Below are 21,970 nucleotides of genomic sequence, written 5' to 3' on the forward strand. Positions count from 1 at the left end.
ACCCATGCACGCTTCTTCTTCTGCACGCGCTCTTCCACTGAGCGGTAAGACCGCCCTGGTCACGGGCGTCTCTCGCCGTCGGGGCATCGGCTTCGCCGTCGCCACGACTCTCGCCGGGCTCGGCGCGAACGTGATCGCGCACCATCACCGGCCTCACGACCTCGACCTGCCGTGGGGTGGCGACGACCTCGACGCCGTGCGCGCCGGCATCCGTTCCCACCTCGTGGGCGATGCTCGCTTCGCCGACATCGCCGGGGATCTGAGCGTCGCGACGGCAGCGGCCGACCTGATCGACGAGGCGGCTACGGTGACGGGCGCGCTCGACATCCTCGTCTGCAACCACGCCAAGAGCGGCGGTGACGGCAGCATCCTCGATATGACGCCGGAGCGTCTCGACGCGTTCTGGGACGTCAACACCCGCGCCACCCTCCTCCTCACCGCGGCATTCGCGCGCCGCTTCGCGGAGACGCCCGCGACGCCGCGCCGGCCGGGTGACCGGATCGCGGGCGCGAAGCCCTATGACGCGCCGCAGGGGCACGTCGTGTGGATGACGTCCGGACAGATCCACGGGCCGATGATCGGCGAGGTGGCGTACGCCACGAGCAAGGCCGCCCTCGCCGGCGTCACGAAAACGGTGGCCGCCGAGCTGCTCGAGCTCGGCGTCGTGCTCAACACCGTGAATCCCGGACCGGTCAACACCGGCTACCTCGATCCCGACACGACCGACCGCTCGCTCGACGACTTCGACGCCTGGCTGAGCACGACGGCGTTCGGGCGCGTGGGCCGTCCGCAGGACCCCGCGGAGCTCATCGGGTGGCTGTGCAGCCCCGCAGGCGCGTGGATGGTCGGTCAGGTGCTCACGAGCGACGGCGGCTTCAGCCTGAGCTGACCGGTCGCAGAGGGGCCTCGCGCGTCGGCGGCCCCCCTTGTTGCTCCTCACGTGCCGGGATACCGTCGGCCTCGAGGGGACAGACAACACGAAACGAGGGATTTCATGGCCGATTTGATCGTGATTGCATTCGACAGCGAAGCGGACGCCGAAGCCGCGTACAACGAAATCCAGGTGCTCCAGAATGACCTCGTGGTCGAGCTCGCCGGGCTGGCTCTGGTCAAGGTCGACGACGAGGGAAAGACGAAGGTCGAATACCCCGGCGTCGTCGGCAAGGTCGGCGCGGGCGCGGCGGGCGGAGCGCTGTTCGGCGCTCTGATCGGCATCCTCTTCTTCGTCCCGATCGCGGGGCTCGTCTTCGGCGGGTTGTTCGGGGCCCTGTTCGCCGGCCTCGACAAGACGAACCTGGATGCCGAATTCCGCGACCGCGTGAAATCGGCGGTGTCCGCCGGAAAATCGGCGGTCGTGCTCTATGCCACCAAGATCACGACGGACAAGTTCGCATCGGCGCTCGCCGGTTACCACGGCACCGTCGTGCAGACCTCGCTCTCGGAGAAGGACGAGCGGGAGCTGATCCACGACCTCAGCGGCACGCGGCAACCGTGAGCAGAGGGCCGGGGTGCCGTTCGCCGCACCCCGGCCCTTTCGCTGCTCAGTCGGCGCGCACCAGCAGGTCGCCGATCTCGCAATCGAGCGCTCGGCAGATCGCCGACAGGGTCGAATAGCGGATGGCGCGGGCTCGGTCGTTCTTGAGCACCGAGAGGTTCACCACCGAGACTCCGACGATCTCGGAGAGGCGGGTCAGCGTCATTCCGCGCTCGGCGAGCAGCTCGTCGAGGCGGCAATGGACCCCGCTCGGTCCGTCATCGTCGGCCGCGCTCATACGAGTCCCTCGGTGTCGCGCTGCAGTCGTACGCCGCGGCGGAACGCGATCGCGATCAGGCCGACGGCCACGCCGATCGCCCAGGCCGGCGCGTAGGCCCAGAAGTCGAGGAAGTGCAGCGGCTCGACGTCATCGACCCCGAGAGCGGCGAGGATGCCGTTGCGCCCGATGTTCTCGAGGACCAGGATGACCAGCGCGCCCGAGACGATCGACCACCCGATGACGTCGAAGGCCTGTGCCGTGGCGGGAACGAAGAGCCGCCCGCGCAGGAAGCTCCGCGCGACGTACATCACCGCGGCGATCACGACGAGCGATGCGACGCCCCACGCGATGATCGAGCCGGCGAGCGCGACTGCCGTGCCGCCGTCGACCTCCGGTGCGATGACGAGCGCGTTCTCGACGATGCCGTCGACGTATCCCGCGCCCGACCCGACGGAGGCGGAGAACGGCTCGTCGTCGATGTCGATCCTCCAGGCGACGCCCGCTTCGCGGAAGACGTTCATAAAGCGCGCGATGACCGTGAGCACGACGGTGATCGCGGCGCCGAGGCCGAGCATCAGGACGGCGATGGCGTCGGCGGCATCCGAGCGGGGTCCGCGGGTGCGGGGCATCAGACCAGTCCTTCCGTGTCGCGCTCGAGACGTTCCATCCGTCGCAGCAGAAATCCCAGGCAGATCACGCTGACTCCCACGATGGGCAGCGCCATTCCCCAGGTCGAGGCGCTGAATCCCGGGAGGAGGAGGTCGTCGAAGGCCGGACCGAACTGGAACGCCGCCTCCATGGATGCGAAGCCGGCGAGCGACGTGCTCACGGCGGGGCCCAACAGCAGCGCGCACCCGGCGATCGTGCAGAAGCGGCGGAGGGCCGGGCGCAGTGGACGCTCGGCGCTGATCGAGAGGAGGAACCAGGAGAGCGCCGCCGCGACGAGGACCGCGGTGATCCCGAGGGCGATCGAACCCGCGGCGAAGAGGGCTCGCGTCGACGATGCGAGTTCGCTTGCCTGGAGTGCGACGCTTGTGATGTTCGCCGTCGCGACGCCTCGGCCGGCGACCACCGGGAGCTCCTGCTGGGCGAGGAGGGTCAGCGTGACGTCGGGCGACCAGGCGTACGTCACGGCCGCACGGATCTGACCCGCCGCGAGTGCGACACCCATCAATCCGGCCAGCACCGCCATCGTCCGCGTCGCCCACCGATCGCCGCGCGGCATGTCGTACATCGACGTGGTCGGCGGCATGTTCCTCTTCCCGATGGTGCCTGCCATCAGACCAGTCCCTCCGTGTCGCGCTGCAGTCGTGAGCCGTATCGGAACACCGCGGCCAGCGCGGCGAGGCCGAGGCCGGCAGCGATCGGCCAGAACGGCAGAGTGACGTTGAGCGTCGCTTCCGGCCACCAGGCGAACGGATCGTCGACTCCGGGGATCTCGGTCCACCGCGCGCTTTCCCGGGCGAAGAGCTCCTGCGAGGCCATGCTCCCGGCGATGTCCGAGAGCAGCTGTGCGGCCGTCCCGCCGGCAGCGACGATGACGGCGGTCGCCATCGTCATGCGAACGATGATCCGATCGAAGGTGCGCCCGGCGAGCAGCTGGAAGCAAGCCACGGCGATGAGCGCCGCGATCGCCGCGGGGATCAACGACCACAGCGCCTGCCCGGTCGTCCACAGCGCTCGCGCCAGCGGACTGACCCCCGCCACGTCCACCTCGGCGAACATGAAGCCGCCGCCGACGACCTCGGCCGTCGGGCCGGTGTCGATCGTGACACCCGGAAGCAGGTCAGGCCAGAATGGCGCGACGGGAACGCTCATGCGCGGCGCGTCTGCGGCGAGATTCTGAATCACCGAGATGACGGCGCCGAGCAGGCTGAATGCAGCCCAGGCGGCAGACAGCGAGAGCGCGAGGCTCACGACCGGCGACGCGTCCCCGCGACTACGCGCGCGGCGCGTCGCCCTGATGAAGAGCACGGCGGCGACGACGAGCGCCACCGCAGCGATGATCACGATCTGACCGACCGCCCACGTGTTCGACATCCGCATCCTCTACTTATCGATAGTCGTTGTTATCGACAAACGTTATGGTCTGGCCCTGCCGAGCGCAACCCCGCGTAACGCTATGCCGACGGCGAACACGGGCATACCCGTATCCACGCCTGGTTACTCTCTTTCGTAAGCGCCCGGAGTCCCGGCGCTCAAAGGAGGCTGACGATGTTCGAGAGATTCACGGATCGTGCCCGTCGCGTGGTCGTGCTCGCCCAAGAAGAGGCGAAGATGCTCAACCACAACTACATCGGGACCGAGCACATCCTCCTGGGTCTGATCCACGAGGGTGAGGGCGTCGCGGCCAAGGCCCTCGAGAGCCTGGGCATCTCGCTCGACGCGGTGCGCGAGCAGGTGCAGGACATCATCGGTCAGGGGCAGCAGCAGCCGACCGGTCACATCCCGTTCACGCCGCGCGCGAAGAAGGTCCTCGAGCTGTCGCTGCGCGAAGCGCTGCAGCTCGGACACAACTACATCGGCACCGAGCACATCCTCCTCGGCCTCATCCGCGAGGGCGAGGGTGTGGCGGCTCAGGTGCTCGTCAAGCTCGGCGCCGACCTGAACAAGGTCCGCCAGCAGGTCATCCAGCTGCTCAGCGGCTACCAGGGCAAGGAGCCCGCCGGCGCGACCGTCGGCGCGGGCGAGCAGGCCCAGGCGCCGCAGGGCGGTTCGGCCGTGCTCGACCAGTTCGGGCGCAACCTCACGCAGGCCGCGCGCGACAACAAGCTCGACCCGGTGATCGGCCGCGAAAAGGAGATCGAGCGGGTCATGCAGATCCTCTCGCGTCGCTCCAAGAACAACCCGGTCCTGATCGGCGAGCCCGGCGTCGGCAAGACCGCCGTCGTCGAGGGTCTCGCCCAGGCGATCGTCAAGGGCGATGTGCCCGAGACGCTCAAGGACAAGCAGGTCTACTCGCTCGACCTCGGATCGCTCATCGCCGGTTCCCGCTACCGCGGTGACTTCGAGGAGCGCCTGAAGAAGGTCACGAAGGAGATCCGCACCCGCGGCGACATCATCGTCTTCATCGACGAGATCCACTCGCTCGTCGGTGCCGGTGCGGCCGAAGGCGCGATCGACGCGGCGTCGATCCTGAAGCCGCTGCTCGCCCGCGGCGAGCTCCAGACGATCGGTGCCACGACGCTCGACGAGTACCGCAAGCACTTCGAGAAGGATGCCGCCCTCGAGCGCCGGTTCCAGCCGATCCAGGTCGGCGAGCCCAGCATCCCTCACGCGATCAACATCCTGAAGGGTCTGCGCGACCGGTACGAGGCGCACCACAAGGTGCAGATCACCGACGGCGCGCTCGTCGCCGCGGCGAACCTCGCCGACCGGTACGTCAGCGACCGCTTCCTGCCCGACAAGGCCATCGACCTGATCGACGAGGCCGGCGCCCGCCTGCGCCTGTCGATCCTGTCGTCGCCGCCGGAGCTGCGCGAGTTCGACGAGAAGATCGCCAAGGTCCGCGAGGACAAGGAGCGCGCGAGCGAGGAGCAGGACTTCGAGAAGGCCGCGTCGCTCCGCGACGAGGAGAAGTCGCTGCTCGCCGAGCGCCTGCGTCTCGAGAAGCAGTGGCGCTCGGGCGACGTCGCGTCGCACGCGGTGGTCGACGAAGGCCTCATCGCCGAAGTGCTCGCCCAGGCCACCGGCATTCCGGTGTTCAAGCTCACCGAGGAGGAGACCAGCCGTCTCGTCTTCATGGAGAAGGCGCTGCACCAGCGCGTCGTCGGACAGGAAGAGGCCATCGCGGCGCTCTCTCGCACGATCCGTCGTCAGCGTGCCGGTCTGAAGGACCCCAAGCGCCCCTCGGGCTCGTTCATCTTCGCCGGGCCCACCGGTGTCGGAAAGACCGAGCTGGCCAAGGCGCTCGCCGAGTTCCTGTTCGACGACGAGGGCGCGCTGATCTCCCTCGACATGTCGGAGTTCGGTGAGAAGCACACCGTCTCGCGTCTGTTCGGTGCCCCTCCCGGATTCGTCGGATTCGAAGAGGGCGGCCAGCTCACCGAGAAGGTGCGCCGCAAGCCGTTCTCGGTCGTGCTCTTCGACGAGATCGAGAAGGCCCACCCCGACATCTTCAACTCGCTGCTGCAGATCCTCGAAGAGGGTCGCCTGACCGACGGTCAGGGCCGCATCGTCGACTTCAAGAACACCGTGATCATCATGACGACGAACCTCGGTTCGTCGGCGATCGCCGGTGGTCCGGTCGGCTTCCAGGTCGAGGGCAACGCGCAGACGAGCTACGAGCGGATGAAGGGCAAGGTCGACGAGGAGCTCAAGCGGCACTTCAAGCCCGAGTTCCTCAACCGCGTCGACGACGTCATCGTCTTCCCGCAGCTGAACAAGGCCGAGCTTCGCCAGATCGTCGACCTGTTCACGAAGCGGCTGAGCGACCGGCTGCTTGACCGCGACATGACGGTGGAGCTGTCGGATGCCGCCAAGGACCGCCTCATCGAGATCGGGTTCGACCCGACGCTCGGTGCCCGGCCACTGCGCCGTGCGATGCAGCGCGAGGTCGAGGACCAGCTCAGCGAGAAGATCCTGCATGGCGAGCTCAACGCGGGAGACCACGTGAAGGTCGACACCGAGGGCACGAAGTTCGTCTTCGAGACCGCTCCGCGTGAGGGCAAGGTCGCGGTCGGCGTCGGCGCTGCCGGCGAGATCGCCGCGACCCCCGACATCGCTGCGAGCGGCGACTGACCGGGATCGCGCGAGCGACGAGTCGTACGGAGGGGCGGATGCTGCGGCATCCGCCCCTCCGGCGTTTCCGGGGCCTGTCGGCGGGACACGCCGCACGACGCAGCCGGAGGGCTGTGGGCTGCTGCGGCGTGTGATCGGCGCGAAACACGACGGCTCTACGATCGGCGCGTGAGCAGCGAAGACGCGACGACGGCGCCCCGACCCGTCATCGGCTTGACGACCTACCTCGAGCGCGCGCAGCAGGGGGTGTGGGACGTGCGGGCGAGCTTCCTACCGCAGCAGTACTTCGACCGGGTCGCGTCCTCGGGCGGCGCGGCGGTGCTGCTGCCGCCGCAGCCCTCGCCCGGGCCCGCCGCCGACGTCGTGCTCGACCGGCTCGACGGGCTCGTGCTCACGGGCGGCCTCGACGTGCAGCCCGAGCTGTATGGGGCCGCGCGGCATCCTCTGACGGATCCGGCGCGGCCTGACCGCGACGACTGGGAGCTCGCTCTGCTGCGGGGTGCCCGCGAGCGCGGCATCCCGGTCCTCGGCATCTGCCGCGGATTGCAGCTCATCAACGTCGCCGCGGGGGGCACGCTCCATCAACACCTTCCGGACGTGCTGGGCACCGACCGGTACCAGCTCGGCGGCGGTGTCTTCGCGCGGAACGGGGTCTCGGTGTCGGCCGGCACGATGCTGTCCGAGCTCGTCGGCACGGGTTCGCTCACCGTGAGCAGCTACCACCACCAGGGCATCGACCGACTCGGCGAGGACCTCGTGGTCTCGGCACGCAGCGGCGAGGGGCTGCCGCAGGCGATCGAGTCGCCGGGTTCGGACTTCCTCGTCGCCGTGCAGTGGCATCCCGAGGAGGAAGCCGCCGACCGACGGCTCTTCCTCAGCCTCGTCGCCGCCGCGACGGAGTACGCCGCACGCCGCTGATCCCGCCGGCATCCGTGGTCGGTCGGCGTCCGCCGGCGTGCCGGGATGCAAGCGATCGTGGCCGACACCCCGGAGATGGATGCCTCGACCCGGGGTGTCGCCGCTGATCCCTCGCATCCGCGCACGGCGCGCGCAGCTCACCCGGCGGGTCAGGGCTCGAGCGGGGCGACGTCGACCGAGACGCGGAGGGTCGAGGTCTTCGCCTCGGTGAAGATGATGCCCTTGACGGGCGAGACGTCGCCGTAGTCGCGGCCCCACGCGACCGTGACGTAGCGGTCGTTGGCCCACTGGTCGTTCGTCGGATCGATCGCGAGCCACTGGTCGGTGCCCGGGAGCCAGACCGCGAGCCACGCGTGCGAGGCGTCGGCGCCGAAGACCCGCTCCTTGCCGGGCGGTGGCTGCGTCGCGAGGTAGCCCGAGACGTAACGGGCCGCGACGCCGTGCGAGCGCAGGCACGCGAGGGCGACGTGGGCGAAGTCCTGGCAGACGCCGGCCCGCTTCTCGAGCGCATCGGCGACGGTGCTGGTGACGGTGGTCGCGGTGCTGTCGTAGTCGAAGTCGGTGTAGATGCGGTGCATCAGGTCGGTCGCGGCTTCGCCGATCGGGCGCCCCGGGGTGAGCGAGATCGCGCCGTAGGCGGCGGTGGCCTCCGACTGCGCGACGCGGGGCGAGGGCATCGCGAACTCCGCCGCGCGCCACGCTCCCTCCTGGTCGGGATGCCGCAGCGGCCGCGCCGTCTCCCAGGGAAGCGCGAGCGCAGCGGCGTCGTACTCGGGAGCGGTGACCGCGACCTCGCTCGACGCCTCGATCGACAGCGCCTCATGCGCGTCGGTGACGTGGAAGTACGTCGACCAGTTGCCGAAGTAGTCGGAGTCGCGACGCATGTCACCCGGGGCGGGGGAGACGACGACCTCCGCCTCGCGCACCCGCTGCCCGGGCAGCTCGCGTGGGATCAGGTGGAACTGCCCGACGCTGTCTTCGACGGGATCGCTGTAGGTGTAGGCGGTGCGATGCCAGACGCGGTACTGCTTCATGCGCGAGCCTCCATCAGTTCCTCGATGAGGGCGAGCGACGACAGCGCGACCGGGGGCGGTCCGCTCTCGAAGTGCAGCTCGTCGATCGCGTCGCCCAGCTGTTCGAGCTGCGCCGTGAGGTCGTCGAGCAGCTCGGCGAGGGACGATCGGATGCCGTCGACGGCATCCCCCAGCGCGTCCGTGTCGATCGCATCGACGAGATTCTCGAGGTCGTCGACCAAGCGCTCGGGGCGTGTCGACCCCGTCGACGCGGGGGCTGCGGCGAGATGCGTGCGCAGCTCGGCGAGGCAGAACGCGAGCGAGCGGGGGTTGTCGGGGTCGCGCAGCAGCAGGTCGAGCACGTCGCCGAGGCGCACCGCGCCACGGAACCGGCGGCGGTGGGTGACGATGCTCTCCGACGCGGTGAGCAGCGCCTCGAGCACGGCCCGCTCGGTGCGTGCGTCGCGGCGGTCGACGACGACTCGCAGGATGTGGCACACCTGAAGCGCGCGCTCGAGGAAGCGTCCCGCCTCGATGAAGTGCCAGCCGGTGTCGCGCATCATGTTGGCGGTCACGCCCTGCAGCGACAGCACGACCGTGAGCATGCGTCCCGCCGACTCGGCCGTGCGGTGGGCGTGCGGCGACGCCCGCAGGGCGCGGGAGGCGCGTTCGATGCCGGCGAAGACGCGCCACGTGTCGCCGGACAGCTGGTCGCGGACACCGTCGAGCGCGTCGCGCAGTCGGCTGAGCGCGTGGGCGGTCGACCCGACCCGAGCCGCGTCGAGCAGCAGCGACCGGAAGTCGGCGTCAGCGGCATCCGGTCCGGGACCGGCGAGCCGGTGGATGGCGTCGCGCAGGACGCGGGCGCTCGTGTGGCTGGCGCGGCCGGCGCCGGCGAGGTCGAGCTGCTGCTGCGCCGTGAGCACGAGCCGCAGCAGGTCTTCGGCCCGTTCGGCGTATCGCCCCGACCAGAACATGTCGTCCAGGGCACGCGGTGCGATGCTCGGAGCACTGCGGCCGCCCGGGAGCGGACCGATCTCGACGAGGCCCTGGTCCGCGTCGCCCTCGGCGGCCTTCAGCACCCAGACGTCCTTCGTGGTCGGGGCTGCGTCGGGGCTCTCTCGCACCGTCGCGAGGCCGCCGAGAAGCGGGCGATAGGCCGAGCCGTGGCGCAGGGTGAACGCGCGGAAGATCAGAGCCCGGGCACGCGCGCCCTCGCCGGTCCAGACCGGGGCCTGCGAGAGGGGCAGCAGCTCCTGACCGACGTATCGGTGCGGGTTCGCCTCGATGCGGTCGGCGATGGCCGCGGCATCCAGCCCCGTGAGATCCCGGCGTGACCCGTCGAGCGTACGCACGAGCACGGAGTCATCGCCGGCGCGGACGCGTTCGAGCACGACGGCGCGCGCCGCCTCGTCGCCGCACCACCACGTCGGGACCGCCGAGAGGCGGAGCTGTTCCCCGAGCAGGGCTTCGCACGCGGCCGGGAGGTAGGGCAGGAGCGCCGGGTTCTCGAGGACGCCCGCCCCGAGCCCGTTGACCAGTCGCACGGTTCCGCGGCGCACCGCCTCGGTGAGGCCCGCGACACCCAGGCGCGAGTCGGACCGCAGCTCGAGGGGGTCGCACCATTCCGCGTCGACGCGGCGCAGGATGACATCGACCTGCTCGGTCGGTTCGCGGCGGGGCCAGCCGGTGGGCTTCATCCACACCCGCCCCCCGCGCACGACGAGGTCGCTGCCCTGCACGAGCGACAGGCCCAGGCCCCGGGCGAGGAAGGCCTGGTCGAAGGCGGTCTCGGAGTGTGGCCCCGGCGTCAGGACGACCACGCGCGGCTCGGTGACGCCCTCGGGCGCCGACGCGGCGAGCGTCGCGTGCAGCGCCGAGAAGTAGGGCTCCATGCGGTGCGGATCGCTCTGCTGGTATAGGTCGGGCAGCACCTGCGAGATGACGCGGCGGTTCTCCATCGCGAACCCGAGCCCAGACGGGGCCTGCACGCGGTCGGCGAGCACCCGCCATTCGCCGTCGGCGTCGCGTCCGAGGTCGGTGCCCGACAGCAGCAGCGGATGCCGGTCGGCCGCGGTCGCTCGCGCGAGGGGGCGGAGGAATCCCGCGTGACCGAGCACCGCGGCGGCGGGGACGATCCCCGACGAGAGCAGGGTCTGCGGTCCGTACAGGTCGGCGAGGACGGCGTTCAGCAGCTCGGCGCGCTGCGCGAGGCCCGTCTCGAGCGGGGCCCAGCTGGCCGCGTCGACGACGAGCGGAACGGGGTCGAGCTGCCAGGGCTGGGCGCCGCTGTCGGGCCGGACGTAGGTCACACCGTCGTCGGCGAGGAAGCGGGTGATCTCTCCCTCGACGCGCGAAAGTTCGGACGGCGTCAGGGCCAGCGCGAGGCCGGCGAGCGACTGCCACGCGGGGCGGAGGCCGCCGTCGGCATCGACCACCTCGTCGTACCGCGAGAGGTCGGCCGGGCCGTGGGGAAGCGACGACAGAGGCAGTGTCGGCTGGGACACTGCGGCGGCGTAATCACGGAGCACGCTCACGTCGGCACTCCAAGGCGGGAGGGATCTCGGGCTGAGGCAACCTTACCGGCGCGGACTATCGTTGAGGCGTGAGCTCAGACGACCCGGCCTTCGTCGTCCGCCCCGCGAAGGCAAGCGACGTCCGCGGCATCCGCGAGATGCTGGACCCCTGGGTGCAGCGACGAATCCTGCTCGGCAAAGACCTCGTGGTGCTCTACGAGTCGGTGCAGGAGTTCGTCGTCGCCGAGGCCGACGGGCAGCTGATCGGATGCGGCGCCCTTCACGTCATGTGGGAGGACCTCGGCGAGGTGCGCACCCTCATCGTCGTGGACGAGTGGCTGCACCGTGGGGTGGGCGGCGCCATCGTCGACCGGCTCGAGCAGGGCGCTCGCGAGCTCGGTCTCTCGCGCCTGTTCTGCCTCACCTTCGAGGTCGACTTCTTCGCGCGGCGCGGGTTCGAGGCGATCGGCGAGCAGATCGTCGACGCCGATGTGTACTCGCAGCTGCTGCGAAGCCCCGATGAGGGCATCGCCGAGTTCCTCGACCTCGCGCACGTCAAGCCGAACACCCTGGGCAACACCCGGATGCTCAAGCACCTGTAGGCGTGCCGCCCGGGCGGCATCCGACCTGCGGCCTACCCTGGCTTCATGACCGACACGCCGCCCCGACGCCGTCATTCGCCCGCGGTCTACCGCCGGCGACGTCTCGTGCTGCTGCTCGTCGTGCTGGTGCTCATCGCCGCTGTCGTGCTCGCGTTCTGGCGACCGTGGGAGGGATCGGCAGCGGACAGCACTCCCGCTCCGGCTGGGTCGTCGGATGCCGGTGAGGCACCGGCGTCACCGCCCGCGGATCAGCCCACGCCCGCGGCATCCCCCAGTGCGCCGCAGCCGTCGTCGGACGCGACGCCGGCCGAGGTCGAGGCGTGCTCCGCTCGTTCGGTCCAGGTCTCGGCGGTCACCGACAAGGAGTCCTACGGAGCCGGCGAACTGCCGCAGCTGTCCATCTCGCTCACGAACTCCGGCTCGGCTCCCTGCCTGCTCAATGTGGGCACGGCGACGCAGAAGCTCACGGTCGCGAGCGGACCCGACGTATGGTGGCGTTCGACGGACTGCCAGAGCGAGTCGAGCGATCAGGTCGTGCAGATCGACCCCGGCCAGACGGTGTCGAGCGTGACTCCGATCACCTGGGACCGCACCCGCTCGTCGGTCGACACGTGCGACGCGGAGCGTCCGGCAGCGCCCGCGGGCTACTTCAACCTGGCAGTTGAGATCGGCGGGCTGGCTGCGCAACAGGAACGTCAGTTCGTGCTGCGCTGACGCGTTCACCGACGTGAGACTTTTCTCACCGGAGAGAGGGCGACAGGCGGCGAGCCCGGCCGTAACCTGGATGCAGTTCCCCGAGGACCCCCGCTGTCCCCAGCAGCGAGTAGTCGCGAAACCCCCCAGAATCGCGACGACGGATCCCCACCTCGGGTGAGCGATGGGCCCTCTCGATTTCCTCAGTCCCCAATGAAGAGTTCGAGAGGGCCCCTTCTCTCTCTAGGCTGAGGTGATGGCTGGAAAGAAGCGCGGCGCGAAGAAGCCGCTGCCCGAGTTCCGCAACCCGCAGCTCGCAGACGCCCTGCAGACGCAAGACATGGCTGCCCTCGCATTCGCGTTGCGGCACGGTCCGACGGTGGTGCCGCTCATGCGACCCGGGAACCGTGACGATCCGCGCGACGTCGGTGAGATCTGGACGTATCGCGATCCGAACACCGGCGATGTCGCGCTGCTGCTGTTCAGCGATGCGGCGCACAAGCCGGCGGCGCTTCCCGCCCACGTGGCGTTGCAGTCGCCCGGGGGCCTGCGCGCCTTCCTCGGCGTGCACGAGGCCGAGATCAGCACCGTGTTCTTCGACATCGCCGGCCCGCACCCGATGCAGGCTGCCCCCCAGGACGTGATCGCCGCCCTCGACGCCTAACCTCGGGCTCGTGGTTTGGGCTGGGGCTGGGGCTGGGGCTGGGGCTCCGAGTTTGGGTTGGCAGTTGGTGCCCCCTCGGCGCGTGGGTGGGGGCGTGAGCTGCCAGGTGAGTCGGGGTGGGTTGGGGCTCCGAGTTTGGGTTGGCAGTTGGTGCCCCCTCATCCCTGGGGTGGGGGCGTGAACTGCCAGGTGAGTCCAGGTGAGTCGGGGTGGGCGGGTCAGAAGCCGGCGTCGGCGGCGGATGCCGCGGGCTGGCGCACCTGCAGGTCGCGCATCGCACCGCCGATCGTGCGGGATGAGGCATCCACCACCGCGGTATAGCCCATGCGCTTCGCTTCGGACTGCCGCTGGTTCGACTGGGTGACCGGGCGGATCTCTCCGGCGAGGCTGAGCTCTCCGAAGGCCGCCACCTGTCGCGACACGGCCCTGCCGCCGACGGCGCCCGCGATGGCGATGGCGATGGCGAGGTCAGCGGCGGGCTCGACGAGGCGTACACCTCCCACGGTGGAGACGTAGACGTCCTGGTCGCTCGTGACGGCGACGCCGCGCTTCTCGAGCACGGCGAGGATCATCGCGACGCGCGCGCTGTCCACTCCGCTGACGACACGTCGAGGGTTAGGGGCGCCGGTCTTGAGCGTCAGCGCCTGAACTTCGACCGGCAGGGCACGACGCCCCTCGAGCGCGATCGTGACGCACGTGCCCGGCACGGGGTCGCCGTGCCCGAGGAACAGGGCGCTCGGATCGGGCACCTCCGCGATGCCGTCGCCCGTCATGTCGAAGCATCCGACCTCGTCCGTTGGCCCGAAGCGGTTCTTCAGCGCCCGGACGAAGCGCAGCGAGGTCTGGCGGTCGCCCTCGAACTGGCAGACGACGTCGACGAGGTGCTCGAGCACCCGTGGGCCGGCGATCGACCCGTCCTTCGTGACGTGTCCGACGATGAGGACGGGGAGGTCACGCTCCTTCGCGACGCGGATGAGCGTCGACGCGACCTCTCGCACCTGGCTCGGCTGGCCCGCGACCCCGTCGGACAGCGACGACGACACCGTCTGCACCGAGTCGACGATGAGCAGGTCGGGACGCACCTCATCGACGTGGCCGAGCACCGTGGCGAGGTCGGTCTCGCTCGCGAGGTAGAGGGCGTCGTGCAGCGCGCCGGTGCGCTCGGCTCGCAGACGGACCTGACCGAGCGATTCCTCCGCGCTGACATACAGCACTCGTCGCCCCGAGCGGGCGGACTGTGCGGCGACCTCGAGGAGCAGGGTCGACTTTCCGACGCCCGGCTCGCCCGACAGCAGGATCGCCGCCCCGGGGACGACGCCACCGCCGAGCACGCGGTCGAACTCGCCGACGCCGCTCGAACGTCGAGGCGCCTCGGTCGTGTCGATCTCGGTGATCGGACGAGCGGCGCGGGCAGCACCGGGACTCACTGCCGTCACGGTCGACGTGATGCCGGTCTGCGTCGCCGCCTCGACGACCGTGCCCCACTGCTGGCACTCACCGCATCGGCCGACCCATTTGGCCGTCGTCCACCCGCACTCGGTGCACTTGAAGGCCGAGGTGGCAGCGGGACGTCGAGAGGCCATGCGTCCAGGGTAGGCGCGACCTCCGACATCCCTCGGTCACCGGCCCCCCGCGAGCCTCGCCCCGATACAACTGTCGGATCGGTGGTGCGGATGTCGTCTTCCCGGGGCTCCGGGACGACACCAGCACCGCCGGTCCGACGGATGTATCGGCGTACCGACTGATCAGCCGCGCAGGGAGGTCGCGACCTCGCTGAGCGCCGCGGCCGAGTGCTGGAACAGCTCGAGCTCGCGCTCGGAGAACTCGATCTCCCGCACGGGGAACGCGCCCCGGCGGTTGACGACCGACGGCACGGACAGCGCCATGCCGTCGACTCCGTGGAAGTCGCGCAGCACTGTGGAGACGGGCAGCACGGCATCCTCGTCACGCAGGATCGCCTCGACGATGCGCGCGCTCGAGAGGCCGATGGCGTAGTTCGTCGCGCCCTTGCCCTGGATCACCTTGTAAGCGGCGTCGCGGACGTCGATGGCGATCTGGTCGAGCTCCTCCTTCGTGAACTTGGGCTGACCGTCGAGCGGCACCCAGTCGAGGATCGGCACCGTGCCGATGGTGGCGTGCGACCACAGCGGGAACTCGGTGTCGCCGTGCTCGCCGACGATGTACGCGTGCACGCTCGAGATCGAGACGCCGGCGCGACGCGCGATCTTCCAGCGCAGGCGCGAGGTGTCGAGCACGGTGCCCGAGGCGAAGATGCGCTCGGGCGGCAGGTCGGTGGCCTCGTGCGCCAGGACGGTGAGCACGTCGCAGGGGTTGGTCACGATGACGAAGGTCGCGTTGGGGGCGACGTCGAGCAGCTGCGGCATCATCGAGGCGATGATGCCCGCGTTCACGCCCGCCAGCTCGGTGCGCGTCTGCCCGGGCTTCTGCTTCGCGCCCGCGGTGATGACGACGACGTGCGAGCCCTCGGCGACCGAGATGTCGGACCCGCCGATGATGTCGCTCGAACCCGTGAACTGTGCCCCGTGCGCGAGGTCGAGCACCTCTGCCTCGGTCTTCTCGGTCGCGATGTCGTAGAGGGCCACGTGACGGGCCGATCCCCGGATGAGGGCCGCGTAGGCCACGCTGGATCCGACGGCGCCCGCGCCGACGACGGTGAGTTTGGAGTTCTCGATCGCGCTCATGATCTCAGTCTGGCAGGGGCGAATGAGAGTCGCTACCGGCCCCCTCGCTGCCCCGCGTGCGGGTCGCTCGCGTTGAGTGCGCGCACGACGTCGGCGTAGTCGCCGCGCGCTTCGCCGTGGCGCAGGAACTCGACGCGCTCGACGAGCACCTCGCCCACGTCGGCATCCCGCTCGAGGATCGACATGACCTCGTCGACGAACTCGTCGAGCGGCTGCGCCTGCGGGTTCTCGGCGTGACCGGGCATGAGGTCGGTCTGCACGGCGGGCGGCACGAGCTCCACGATCGACACCGGCGATCCTGCGTACTGCAGTCGCAGTGATTCGCTCAGCATGTGGACGGCGGCCTTCGTCGCGTTGTAGCTGGGGGTGGCGGCGAGCGGAGCGAAGGCCAGGCCCGACGAGACGGTCATGATCGTGGCGGCGGGGCGTGTCAGCAGGTGCTCGATGAACGCGCCGATCAGCCGGATCGGTCCCAGCAGGTTCGTGGTGACGGTGCGTTCCGCGCTGTCGACGAAGCCCGCGGGAGAGGTCCAGTCCTCGGCGTTCATGATGCCCGCCATCGTGACGAGCACGTCGAGATCGGGATGCCGTCTCAGAACCTCGGCGGCGGCACGGTCGATGGATGCGGCATCCGATGTGTCGATCTCGACGCCGTCGAGGCCGGGGTAGGAAGAGCGCAGGTCGTTGATGAGCTCGCGACGGCGCCCGCCGACGATGACCGTGTTGCTGCGCTCGGCGAGGGCGATGGCGAGCGCCCGGCCGATGCCGCTCGTCGCGCCGGGGATGAAGATGGTGCGTCCGGTGATGTCCATGCCCCGACTCTCGTCGCGGCATCCTGGTGCATCCAGGCACGCCCGAACGGGGGAGCGGCGGTCCCTGGCTCGGGCGGGTCGCCGCGTTCACAATGGATGCGTGGACCGTGCCGCTCTCGCCCGATTCCTCCGCGCGCGCCGCGAGCGACTGCGTCCGGAGGATGTCGGGCTGCCGTCCGGAGAGCGCCGCCGTGTGGCGGGGCTCCAACGCGAGGAGGTGGCGCAGCTCGCCCTGATGAGCGCCGACTACTACACGCGCCTCGAGCAGGAGCGCGGGCCGCAGCCGAGCCTGCAGATGCTCGCCTCGCTCACGCGGGCGCTGCGGCTTTCGCGTTCCGAGCGCGACCACCTGCACCGCCTCGCTGGGCACACGCCGCCCGAGCGTTCCGGAGCCGCCGATCACGTCGCGCCGGCGCTGCAGCGGGTGCTCGATCGGCTCGACGACATCCCGGCGCTCGTGATCACCGAGCTCGACGAGACTCTCGCGCAGAACGATCTCGCGCGGGCTCTGTTCGGCGCGCGTGAACGGCGCATCGGACCCGAACGCAGCGGTGCCTGGTGCTGGTTCGTGCATCCCGTCAGCGAGCGGGCGGTGTACCCGGCATCCGATCACGACCGGCAGAGCCGGGCGATCGTGGCGAACCTGCGCGCCGTCGCGGGCCGGGGTGGCGCAGGGTCGCGGGCCGCGCGTCTGGTCGATGACCTGCGCGAGCGGAGCGCCGAGTTCGCGCGGCTCTGGGACCTCGAGGAGGTCGCCGAGCGCTTCGCCGATCACAAGGTCGTCGTGCATCCGGCCGTCGGCGAGATCGAGGTCGACTGCCAGGTGCTGTTCACGGAGGACCGCTCGCAAGCCCTCCTCACCCTCACCCCGGAGCCCGGGTCGGAAGCGGCGGAGAAGCTGCGGATGCTGTCGGTGCTCGGGCCGCTCGCGGCGGAGCGCTCGCCGGCCTGAGCGTCAGTCAGCCGCGGACGGGGTTGCTGCAGCTGAGGGTGCGCTGTTCCGGATGCCGGTGAAGGCGATGAGCCCGCCCGCGGCCATGAGCGCGGCGGTGACGATCGCTGCTCGGTGGAATCCATCGAGGTCGAGCGCGCCGCCCACGATGGGTGCGAGGAAGGCGATGACCACAAGGCCCGCGACCCGCGCGACGGCGTTGTTGACCGCCGAGGCGATGCCCGAGCGCTCGGAGTCGATCGCGCCGAGGATCGTCGAGGTCAGCGGCGAGACGGTCACGCCGAGCCCGAGTCCGAACACGACGAGGCCGGGCAGCACCTGCCACCGGTAGTCGAAGCGCTCGCCGACGAGCAGCAGCATCAGTGCGCCGCCGGCCATGACGAGCGGGCCGACGGTCATGAACAGGCGTCCGCCGAGGCGTTCCGCGAGCGAGCCGGCCCACGGGCTCAGCACGATCAGCAGCACCGTCGTCGGCAGGCTCGCGAGGCCGGCCAGAGTCGCGCTGAGGCCGGCGCCCTCCTGCAGGTAGACGCCGACGACGAAGCCGTTGAGCGAAAGGGCGGCGTAGACGAACAGGGTCGCGAGGTTTCCGGTCCAGTAGTTGCGAGTCCGGAACAGCCCGAGCGGAAGGATCGGATGCCGCGACGTGCGCTGCCGCAGCAGGAAGGCCGCGAACATCACGGCGCCGCCGGCCAGCGGCATCCAGATCGCGGGGGAGGCCCAGCCGAGGTTCGGCTGCTCGATCAGTGTGAAGACCATGCCGCCCAAGCCCGCCGTGCACAGGACCGCACCGAACCAGTCGATGCCCGCATCGGCTCGGCGTTCGTCGTGCACGGGGAGTCGTGCGACGAGCCACAGCGTGACGGCCACCGGCAGGACGTTGATGAGGAACGCGTAGCGCCAGGACAGCAGGTCGACGAAGAGGCCGCCGAGCAGCGGCCCGACGAGCGAGGCACCGGTCGTGAAGGCCGTCCACAGGCCGATGGCGCGAGAGCGCTCGTGGCCCTGGAGGAGCGATGTGATGAGGGCGAGCGAGCTCGGCACGAGGAAGGCGCCCGCCGCGCCTTGGACGGCGCGTGCGGCGATGAGGAAGACCGGATCCTGCGCGAGTCCCACCGCGACCGAGGCGACACCGAAGCCGACCAGCCCGATGCGCAGCACGAGGAGGCGCCCGTAGGCGTCGCTCACGGAGCCCGCGAGCAGGATCAGCGACGACAGCGTCAGCAGGTACGCGTCGACCGCCCACTGCTGCGTCGCGAGACCGCCGCCGAGCTCGCGTTCGATCGCGGGGAGCGCGACGTTCACGATCGTGCTGTCGAGGAACGCGACGGATGACGCGAGCGACGCGATCGCGACGATGAGAGCTGTCTGCGGGGCCGATGATCGCGTCACAGACACACGCTACGCCCGGCCGGGGACGCCGTGGTTCGCAGCATCGCCTCGGATGTCGTAAGCTGGTCGGCGGTGACGTGTCCGAGCGGCCGAAGGTGCAACTCTCGAAAAGTTGTGTAGGGTAACCCCCTACCGTGGGTTCAAATCCCACCGTCACCGCCAGTGAAAACCCCCGGTTACCCGGGGGTTTTCTGCATGTGTGGGGCGTGTGTGGTGCGGATCTGGGTCGTGCTGTCAGCCGCGGTTCTGCGGCGAGCCCGGCCATGGCTGCGGCGGGTATCGCTTGTAGTAACGCTTCCAGGCGAACACGTTCGCAGCACCTGCGAGAGCTACCCACAGCCCCAGGAGTACCCAGGGCAACGGGGCGCCGGGCTCGCCGAGCGCATGTAGCAGCAACAGTCCCGCCACGGGGTAGCAGAGAACGCCCGCGATCATGAGCTGGTGGTTTCGCCGACGAGCTGCAGGATCCGTCGGTGGCTGAGGTGTTTCCATAGTTCGATGCGCCTCCGAACCCATCATCGGGGTAGGGCCGCGACCGTGCATAGGCTCGGCGGCCAGCGCGGCACTGACTGTCGGAATGCTCGTCTCGTGGGCGTTCGCTGCCTTCGGGTCGCTGACGAGATCGACGACGAGCTCCGGCAGCGCGCTCGAGAGGGCCTGCTGTTGCAGCATCCCACTGTGGAGGCGCTCAACACGCTGGGAACCCTGGAGCTAGAGGATGAGGCGCGACGACTGCGACGCCTGAACTCGTCTGGCGGAGTCGATCCGTGCGGGCACGCGCGTCGAAACTGGGCAGGCGATTCCAACTCCTGATTGCGGCATTCCTGCTGGTCGTGGTCCTCGGACTTGTTCGTATGATCTGGGCGATTGCTCTGGGGCAGGAGTTCTGGTCAGGGCTGATCGGCGGCGTCGGTGGAGGGGCGGTTCTCTTCGTCATCCTTTCCTCCCTGCACCGACGCCAAACTCGCGACGAGCCGCCTGCGGGAGGCTGAACCGATCCGGCTAGGGTCAGGTACACCCGCAGCACCAGCTGCGACCGGGGCTTCTGCGTTCGCGCTGGCGAGCCTTGGCCGAGGAATTCTCATCCGTTTGGGCGATTCGCTTCTTCGACTGCGCTCATAGGCTGGCCATGCCTTGAGGAGGGTGGCATGACCGACGTTTCCGTGCATTTCGACACGCTTCGCTCGTCGGCAACCACGATCGGTGCGGCGGGCCGCGCTGTGAGGAACTCCGGCGAGCTCGGATACGTCAGCGAGAGCGTGATCGGGTCGAACGAGGTCGCGTCTGTTCTGCAGGATGTCGCTACCGAGCACAGCATTCGTGCGGCGGTCGCGAGCGAGACGTTGGTGACCGTTGGTCGGCGCCCGGAGGCATCGGCGAACGAGTTCACTCAGCTCGACGGAGTCATGGCGTACTGATGGTCGACCGGAATGACCCTGGCGCCGGCGACCCTTCCGCGATGGCTGCCATGGCCGACGACTGGGGAGAGCGGGCAGAGAGCATCCGTTCGTCGCAGACGAGCGTTCGTTCCGCAGCGGAGGCGGCATCCGGTTCGTGGTCGGGCGAAGCTCACGATGCTTTCCAGCGCCAGGTGGCGGCGGTGGAGCCCGATCTGCTGGTGCTGGCGACGGGCATGAGCGCCGCGGCCGGTGCGCTGAGGGGATATGCGGAGGTGGTTCGCGCGATCAAGGACGAGCAGGACTCGCTCGCCCGGCGCCGCGCTGTTGTCGCGGATGAGCGCGAGGAGCTCCGTGGCCAGCTGCGGGTTGCGCGGGCGGAGTCGTCGAACAATTACGTCTCGTTTCCCGAGCCTGTTGCTCGCGCTCGTGCGTTGGAGATCGAGCTCGGCGACGCCCGGGATGCTCTCGACGCCGTGGAGGCGGAATGGGATGCGCTGTGCGAGAGGCGTGCCGCGGCCGACGACGCGCTGATGTCCGCGCTGTCATCCCGAGACGTTCGAGGCGCGCTGGGAGTGTTCGCTCGCGGGGGTGCTGCGGCTATCCCACGCGGCGGGCTGCTGACGCTGGTCGCGTCGCTGTCGGAGGCGGACCTTCGGGCGCTCGTCGCCGTGCACCCGGAAGTCCTCGACCTGATCCGCAGTGTCCCTCCGGCGGAGGTCGCGACCTGGTGGGGCGCGCTCGTCGACGGAACCCGGACCCTGCTGGTGAACGGTATCCCCGAGTTGATCGGAACCCTCGGTGGCATCCCGGCTGTCGTTCGCGAAGCGGCGAATCGTCTCGTGGCCGCGGCGAATCTGGAGGGCCTCCTGCGGGAGCGAACCCTGCTCACCGGTGAGGGGCCGCCGATCCTTAGCCCTCTCTCCAGGCTGGCCGACCCGTGGTTGTTGAGGCAGATCATCCACCAGTTCAACGAGCAGCAGTACGTTGATCGCCTTGCCGCTCTTGACTCCGAGATCGCCTACCTCGAGCGCGTGGTGGCAGGAGACGTGTCGCTCTACCACTACGACCGGGACCGGCAGCAGATCATCGAGATGTTCGGTGACGTCGGGAAAGCGGATGTCATCATGAGTTTCATGCCCGGGACCAACACGACGATGGAGAGCTTCTACTCCTCCACTGGTGAGGAAGGGATCACCGCGCTCACCGAGCTGGTTGTTGACGAGGGGCCCATCGGGGTTGATGTCGCCGGATTCGTTCTGAAGCAGGGATTCTTCCCCCACCTCGCGCCCGAGACAATTGTCACGCAGGGACCACAGGTGAACTTCTGGGCGCTTCCTCTCGGCAGTCGGTACGCAGCTTTCGAGAACGAGCTCGACGTCGTCGTGGGCGACACGCCGTTGATGTCGCTAGAGCACTCCTTCGGGACCGCCATCGGCGGTGCGGCGGAATCTGCGGGCGCCGATTTTCAGGCACGCGTGCTGCTAGGTGGGATCGGGATGCTGGAGGGTTGGGAAGCCCGCGACGGCACTGAGTACTACGCCATTCAAGGCCCCCATGACGTCAACCGTTATCTCGACGGCGTGCAAGTCGGCCCGCTGGGGTATGCCATCGCCCCATCGCATGAGAATGGCATCACTGAGCTCGATTCCGGGATAACCGCGGGGGATCCCATCGAACAACATAACTGGCTATTGTCAACAGACGCGCAGCTCAATCCGCGCACGCGCCGTGAGGTCAACCGAATCTTGTACGAGCTAACACGATGAGCCGCCGTCGGGCCGTCGGAGTTGCCCTCGGGATCCTGACAGCGCT

The 21,970-nt window shown here is 69.5% G+C and carries 21 protein-coding genes and 1 tRNA gene; 11 read left to right on the forward strand and 11 right to left on the reverse strand.

Annotated elements, in window-relative coordinates; genetic code table 11:
• Positions 1–4 precede the first annotated feature (4 nt).
• Together ACLBWJ_RS10245 and ACLBWJ_RS10250 are read left to right on the forward strand one after the other, a co-directional pair.
• Entirely contained in the window at positions 5–889 is an 885-nt protein-coding gene (locus ACLBWJ_RS10245) for an SDR family oxidoreductase (RefSeq protein WP_447660248.1), read from the forward strand.
• A gap of 105 nt (positions 890–994) precedes the next feature.
• Positions 995–1,495 (forward strand): DUF1269 domain-containing protein, encoded by a 501-nt coding sequence (locus ACLBWJ_RS10250; RefSeq protein WP_404568528.1) that lies wholly within the window; start codon positions 995–997, stop codon positions 1,493–1,495.
• 46 nt (positions 1,496–1,541) lie between these two features.
• On the opposite strand, the gene ACLBWJ_RS10255 is transcribed toward ACLBWJ_RS10250, so the two are convergent.
• From ACLBWJ_RS10255 to ACLBWJ_RS10270, 4 genes are read right to left on the reverse strand one after another with little or no spacing between them, the layout of a single operon-like run.
• A complete protein-coding gene (locus tag ACLBWJ_RS10255; protein WP_323986791.1) occupies positions 1,542–1,772 on the reverse strand; it encodes a helix-turn-helix domain-containing protein in 231 nt (76 codons plus the stop codon).
• Complete coding sequence (locus tag ACLBWJ_RS10260) at positions 1,769–2,383, reverse strand: hypothetical protein (RefSeq protein ID WP_447660249.1); 615 nt, start codon at positions 2,381–2,383, stop codon at positions 1,769–1,771. The genes ACLBWJ_RS10255 and ACLBWJ_RS10260 overlap by 4 nt, the downstream gene beginning before the upstream one ends.
• The gene (locus ACLBWJ_RS10265; RefSeq protein ID WP_447660250.1) at positions 2,383–3,033 is read right to left on the reverse strand and encodes a hypothetical protein; all 651 of its coding nucleotides are present in this window, start codon (positions 3,031–3,033) and stop codon (positions 2,383–2,385) included. The genes ACLBWJ_RS10260 and ACLBWJ_RS10265 overlap by 1 nt, the downstream gene beginning before the upstream one ends.
• Positions 3,033–3,794 (reverse strand): hypothetical protein, encoded by a 762-nt coding sequence (locus tag ACLBWJ_RS10270; protein WP_447660251.1) that lies wholly within the window; start codon positions 3,792–3,794, stop codon positions 3,033–3,035. Before ACLBWJ_RS10270 ends, ACLBWJ_RS10265 begins: the two co-directional genes overlap by 1 nt.
• A 174-nt stretch (positions 3,795–3,968) precedes the next feature.
• On the opposite strand from ACLBWJ_RS10270, the gene ACLBWJ_RS10275 reads away from it, so the two are divergent.
• Positions 3,969–6,494, forward strand: a complete 2,526-nt coding sequence (locus ACLBWJ_RS10275) for an ATP-dependent Clp protease ATP-binding subunit (RefSeq protein WP_112617660.1) — start codon at positions 3,969–3,971, stop codon at positions 6,492–6,494.
• A gap of 168 nt (positions 6,495–6,662) precedes the next feature.
• A complete protein-coding gene (locus tag ACLBWJ_RS10280) occupies positions 6,663–7,412 on the forward strand; it encodes a gamma-glutamyl-gamma-aminobutyrate hydrolase family protein (RefSeq protein WP_282501641.1) in 750 nt (249 codons plus the stop codon).
• A 149-nt stretch (positions 7,413–7,561) separates the two neighbouring features.
• Here ACLBWJ_RS10280 and ACLBWJ_RS10285 read toward each other — a convergent pair whose 3' ends face one another.
• Both ACLBWJ_RS10285 and ACLBWJ_RS10290 read right to left on the reverse strand, forming a co-directional pair.
• Positions 7,562–8,446: a transglutaminase family protein gene (locus tag ACLBWJ_RS10285; protein ID WP_282501640.1), complete on the reverse strand. Its 885-nt coding sequence runs from the start codon at positions 8,444–8,446 to the stop codon at positions 7,562–7,564.
• Positions 8,443–10,962: a circularly permuted type 2 ATP-grasp protein gene (locus ACLBWJ_RS10290; protein WP_447660252.1), complete on the reverse strand. Its 2,520-nt coding sequence runs from the start codon at positions 10,960–10,962 to the stop codon at positions 8,443–8,445. Before ACLBWJ_RS10290 ends, ACLBWJ_RS10285 begins: the two co-directional genes overlap by 4 nt.
• Before the next feature lie 68 nt (positions 10,963–11,030).
• Here ACLBWJ_RS10290 and ACLBWJ_RS10295 point away from each other — a divergent pair, with 68 nt between their 5' ends.
• From ACLBWJ_RS10295 to ACLBWJ_RS10305, 3 genes are all read left to right on the forward strand, one after another.
• Positions 11,031–11,543 (forward strand): amino-acid N-acetyltransferase, encoded by a 513-nt coding sequence (locus tag ACLBWJ_RS10295; RefSeq protein WP_269268250.1) that lies wholly within the window; start codon positions 11,031–11,033, stop codon positions 11,541–11,543.
• 45 nt (positions 11,544–11,588) lie between these two features.
• Entirely contained in the window at positions 11,589–12,257 is a 669-nt protein-coding gene (locus ACLBWJ_RS10300) for a hypothetical protein (RefSeq protein ID WP_282501638.1), read from the forward strand.
• Between the two features lie 235 nt (positions 12,258–12,492).
• Positions 12,493–12,900 (forward strand): dehydrogenase, encoded by a 408-nt coding sequence (locus ACLBWJ_RS10305; protein WP_323986785.1) that lies wholly within the window; start codon positions 12,493–12,495, stop codon positions 12,898–12,900.
• 218 nt (positions 12,901–13,118) lie between these two features.
• Here the strand turns inward: ACLBWJ_RS10305 and radA are convergent, their stop codons facing one another.
• The 3 genes from radA to ACLBWJ_RS10320 all read right to left on the reverse strand — a co-directional run bounded on the left by radA (position 13,119) and on the right by ACLBWJ_RS10320 (position 16,414).
• Positions 13,119–14,483 carry a DNA repair protein RadA gene (gene radA, locus ACLBWJ_RS10310; RefSeq protein WP_112617666.1) on the reverse strand — a complete coding sequence of 455 codons (1,365 nt, stop codon included), beginning with the start codon at positions 14,481–14,483 and terminating at the stop codon, positions 13,119–13,121.
• Between the two features lie 162 nt (positions 14,484–14,645).
• Positions 14,646–15,602: an L-lactate dehydrogenase gene (locus ACLBWJ_RS10315; protein ID WP_114588768.1), complete on the reverse strand. Its 957-nt coding sequence runs from the start codon at positions 15,600–15,602 to the stop codon at positions 14,646–14,648.
• Between the two features lie 32 nt (positions 15,603–15,634).
• Positions 15,635–16,414: an SDR family oxidoreductase gene (locus ACLBWJ_RS10320; RefSeq protein WP_447660253.1), complete on the reverse strand. Its 780-nt coding sequence runs from the start codon at positions 16,412–16,414 to the stop codon at positions 15,635–15,637.
• A gap of 100 nt (positions 16,415–16,514) precedes the next feature.
• On the opposite strand from ACLBWJ_RS10320, the gene ACLBWJ_RS10325 reads away from it, so the two are divergent.
• Positions 16,515–17,366 (forward strand): helix-turn-helix transcriptional regulator, encoded by an 852-nt coding sequence (locus tag ACLBWJ_RS10325; RefSeq protein WP_447660254.1) that lies wholly within the window; start codon positions 16,515–16,517, stop codon positions 17,364–17,366.
• 3 nt (positions 17,367–17,369) lie between these two features.
• On the opposite strand, the gene ACLBWJ_RS10330 is transcribed toward ACLBWJ_RS10325, so the two are convergent.
• Positions 17,370–18,758 (reverse strand): MFS transporter, encoded by a 1,389-nt coding sequence (locus ACLBWJ_RS10330; RefSeq protein WP_447660255.1) that lies wholly within the window; start codon positions 18,756–18,758, stop codon positions 17,370–17,372.
• Between the two features lie 71 nt (positions 18,759–18,829).
• Between ACLBWJ_RS10330 and ACLBWJ_RS10335 the strand changes: the two genes are divergently transcribed.
• Positions 18,830–18,920: transfer RNA gene (locus tag ACLBWJ_RS10335), tRNA-Ser, on the forward strand.
• A 72-nt stretch (positions 18,921–18,992) separates the two neighbouring features.
• On the opposite strand, the gene ACLBWJ_RS10340 is transcribed toward ACLBWJ_RS10335, so the two are convergent.
• The gene (locus ACLBWJ_RS10340; protein ID WP_323986727.1) at positions 18,993–19,430 is read right to left on the reverse strand and encodes a hypothetical protein; all 438 of its coding nucleotides are present in this window, start codon (positions 19,428–19,430) and stop codon (positions 18,993–18,995) included.
• A 476-nt stretch (positions 19,431–19,906) separates the two neighbouring features.
• On the opposite strand from ACLBWJ_RS10340, the gene ACLBWJ_RS10345 reads away from it, so the two are divergent.
• Positions 19,907–20,176 carry a hypothetical protein gene (locus ACLBWJ_RS10345; protein WP_282501629.1) on the forward strand — a complete coding sequence of 90 codons (270 nt, stop codon included), beginning with the start codon at positions 19,907–19,909 and terminating at the stop codon, positions 20,174–20,176.
• Positions 20,176–21,924 (forward strand): WXG100-like domain-containing protein, encoded by a 1,749-nt coding sequence (locus ACLBWJ_RS10350; RefSeq protein ID WP_447660256.1) that lies wholly within the window; start codon positions 20,176–20,178, stop codon positions 21,922–21,924. The genes ACLBWJ_RS10345 and ACLBWJ_RS10350 overlap by 1 nt, the downstream gene beginning before the upstream one ends.
• Positions 21,925–21,970 lie beyond the last annotated feature (46 nt).

The sequence above is a fragment of the Microbacterium sp. M4A5_1d genome, from assembly GCF_053345465.1.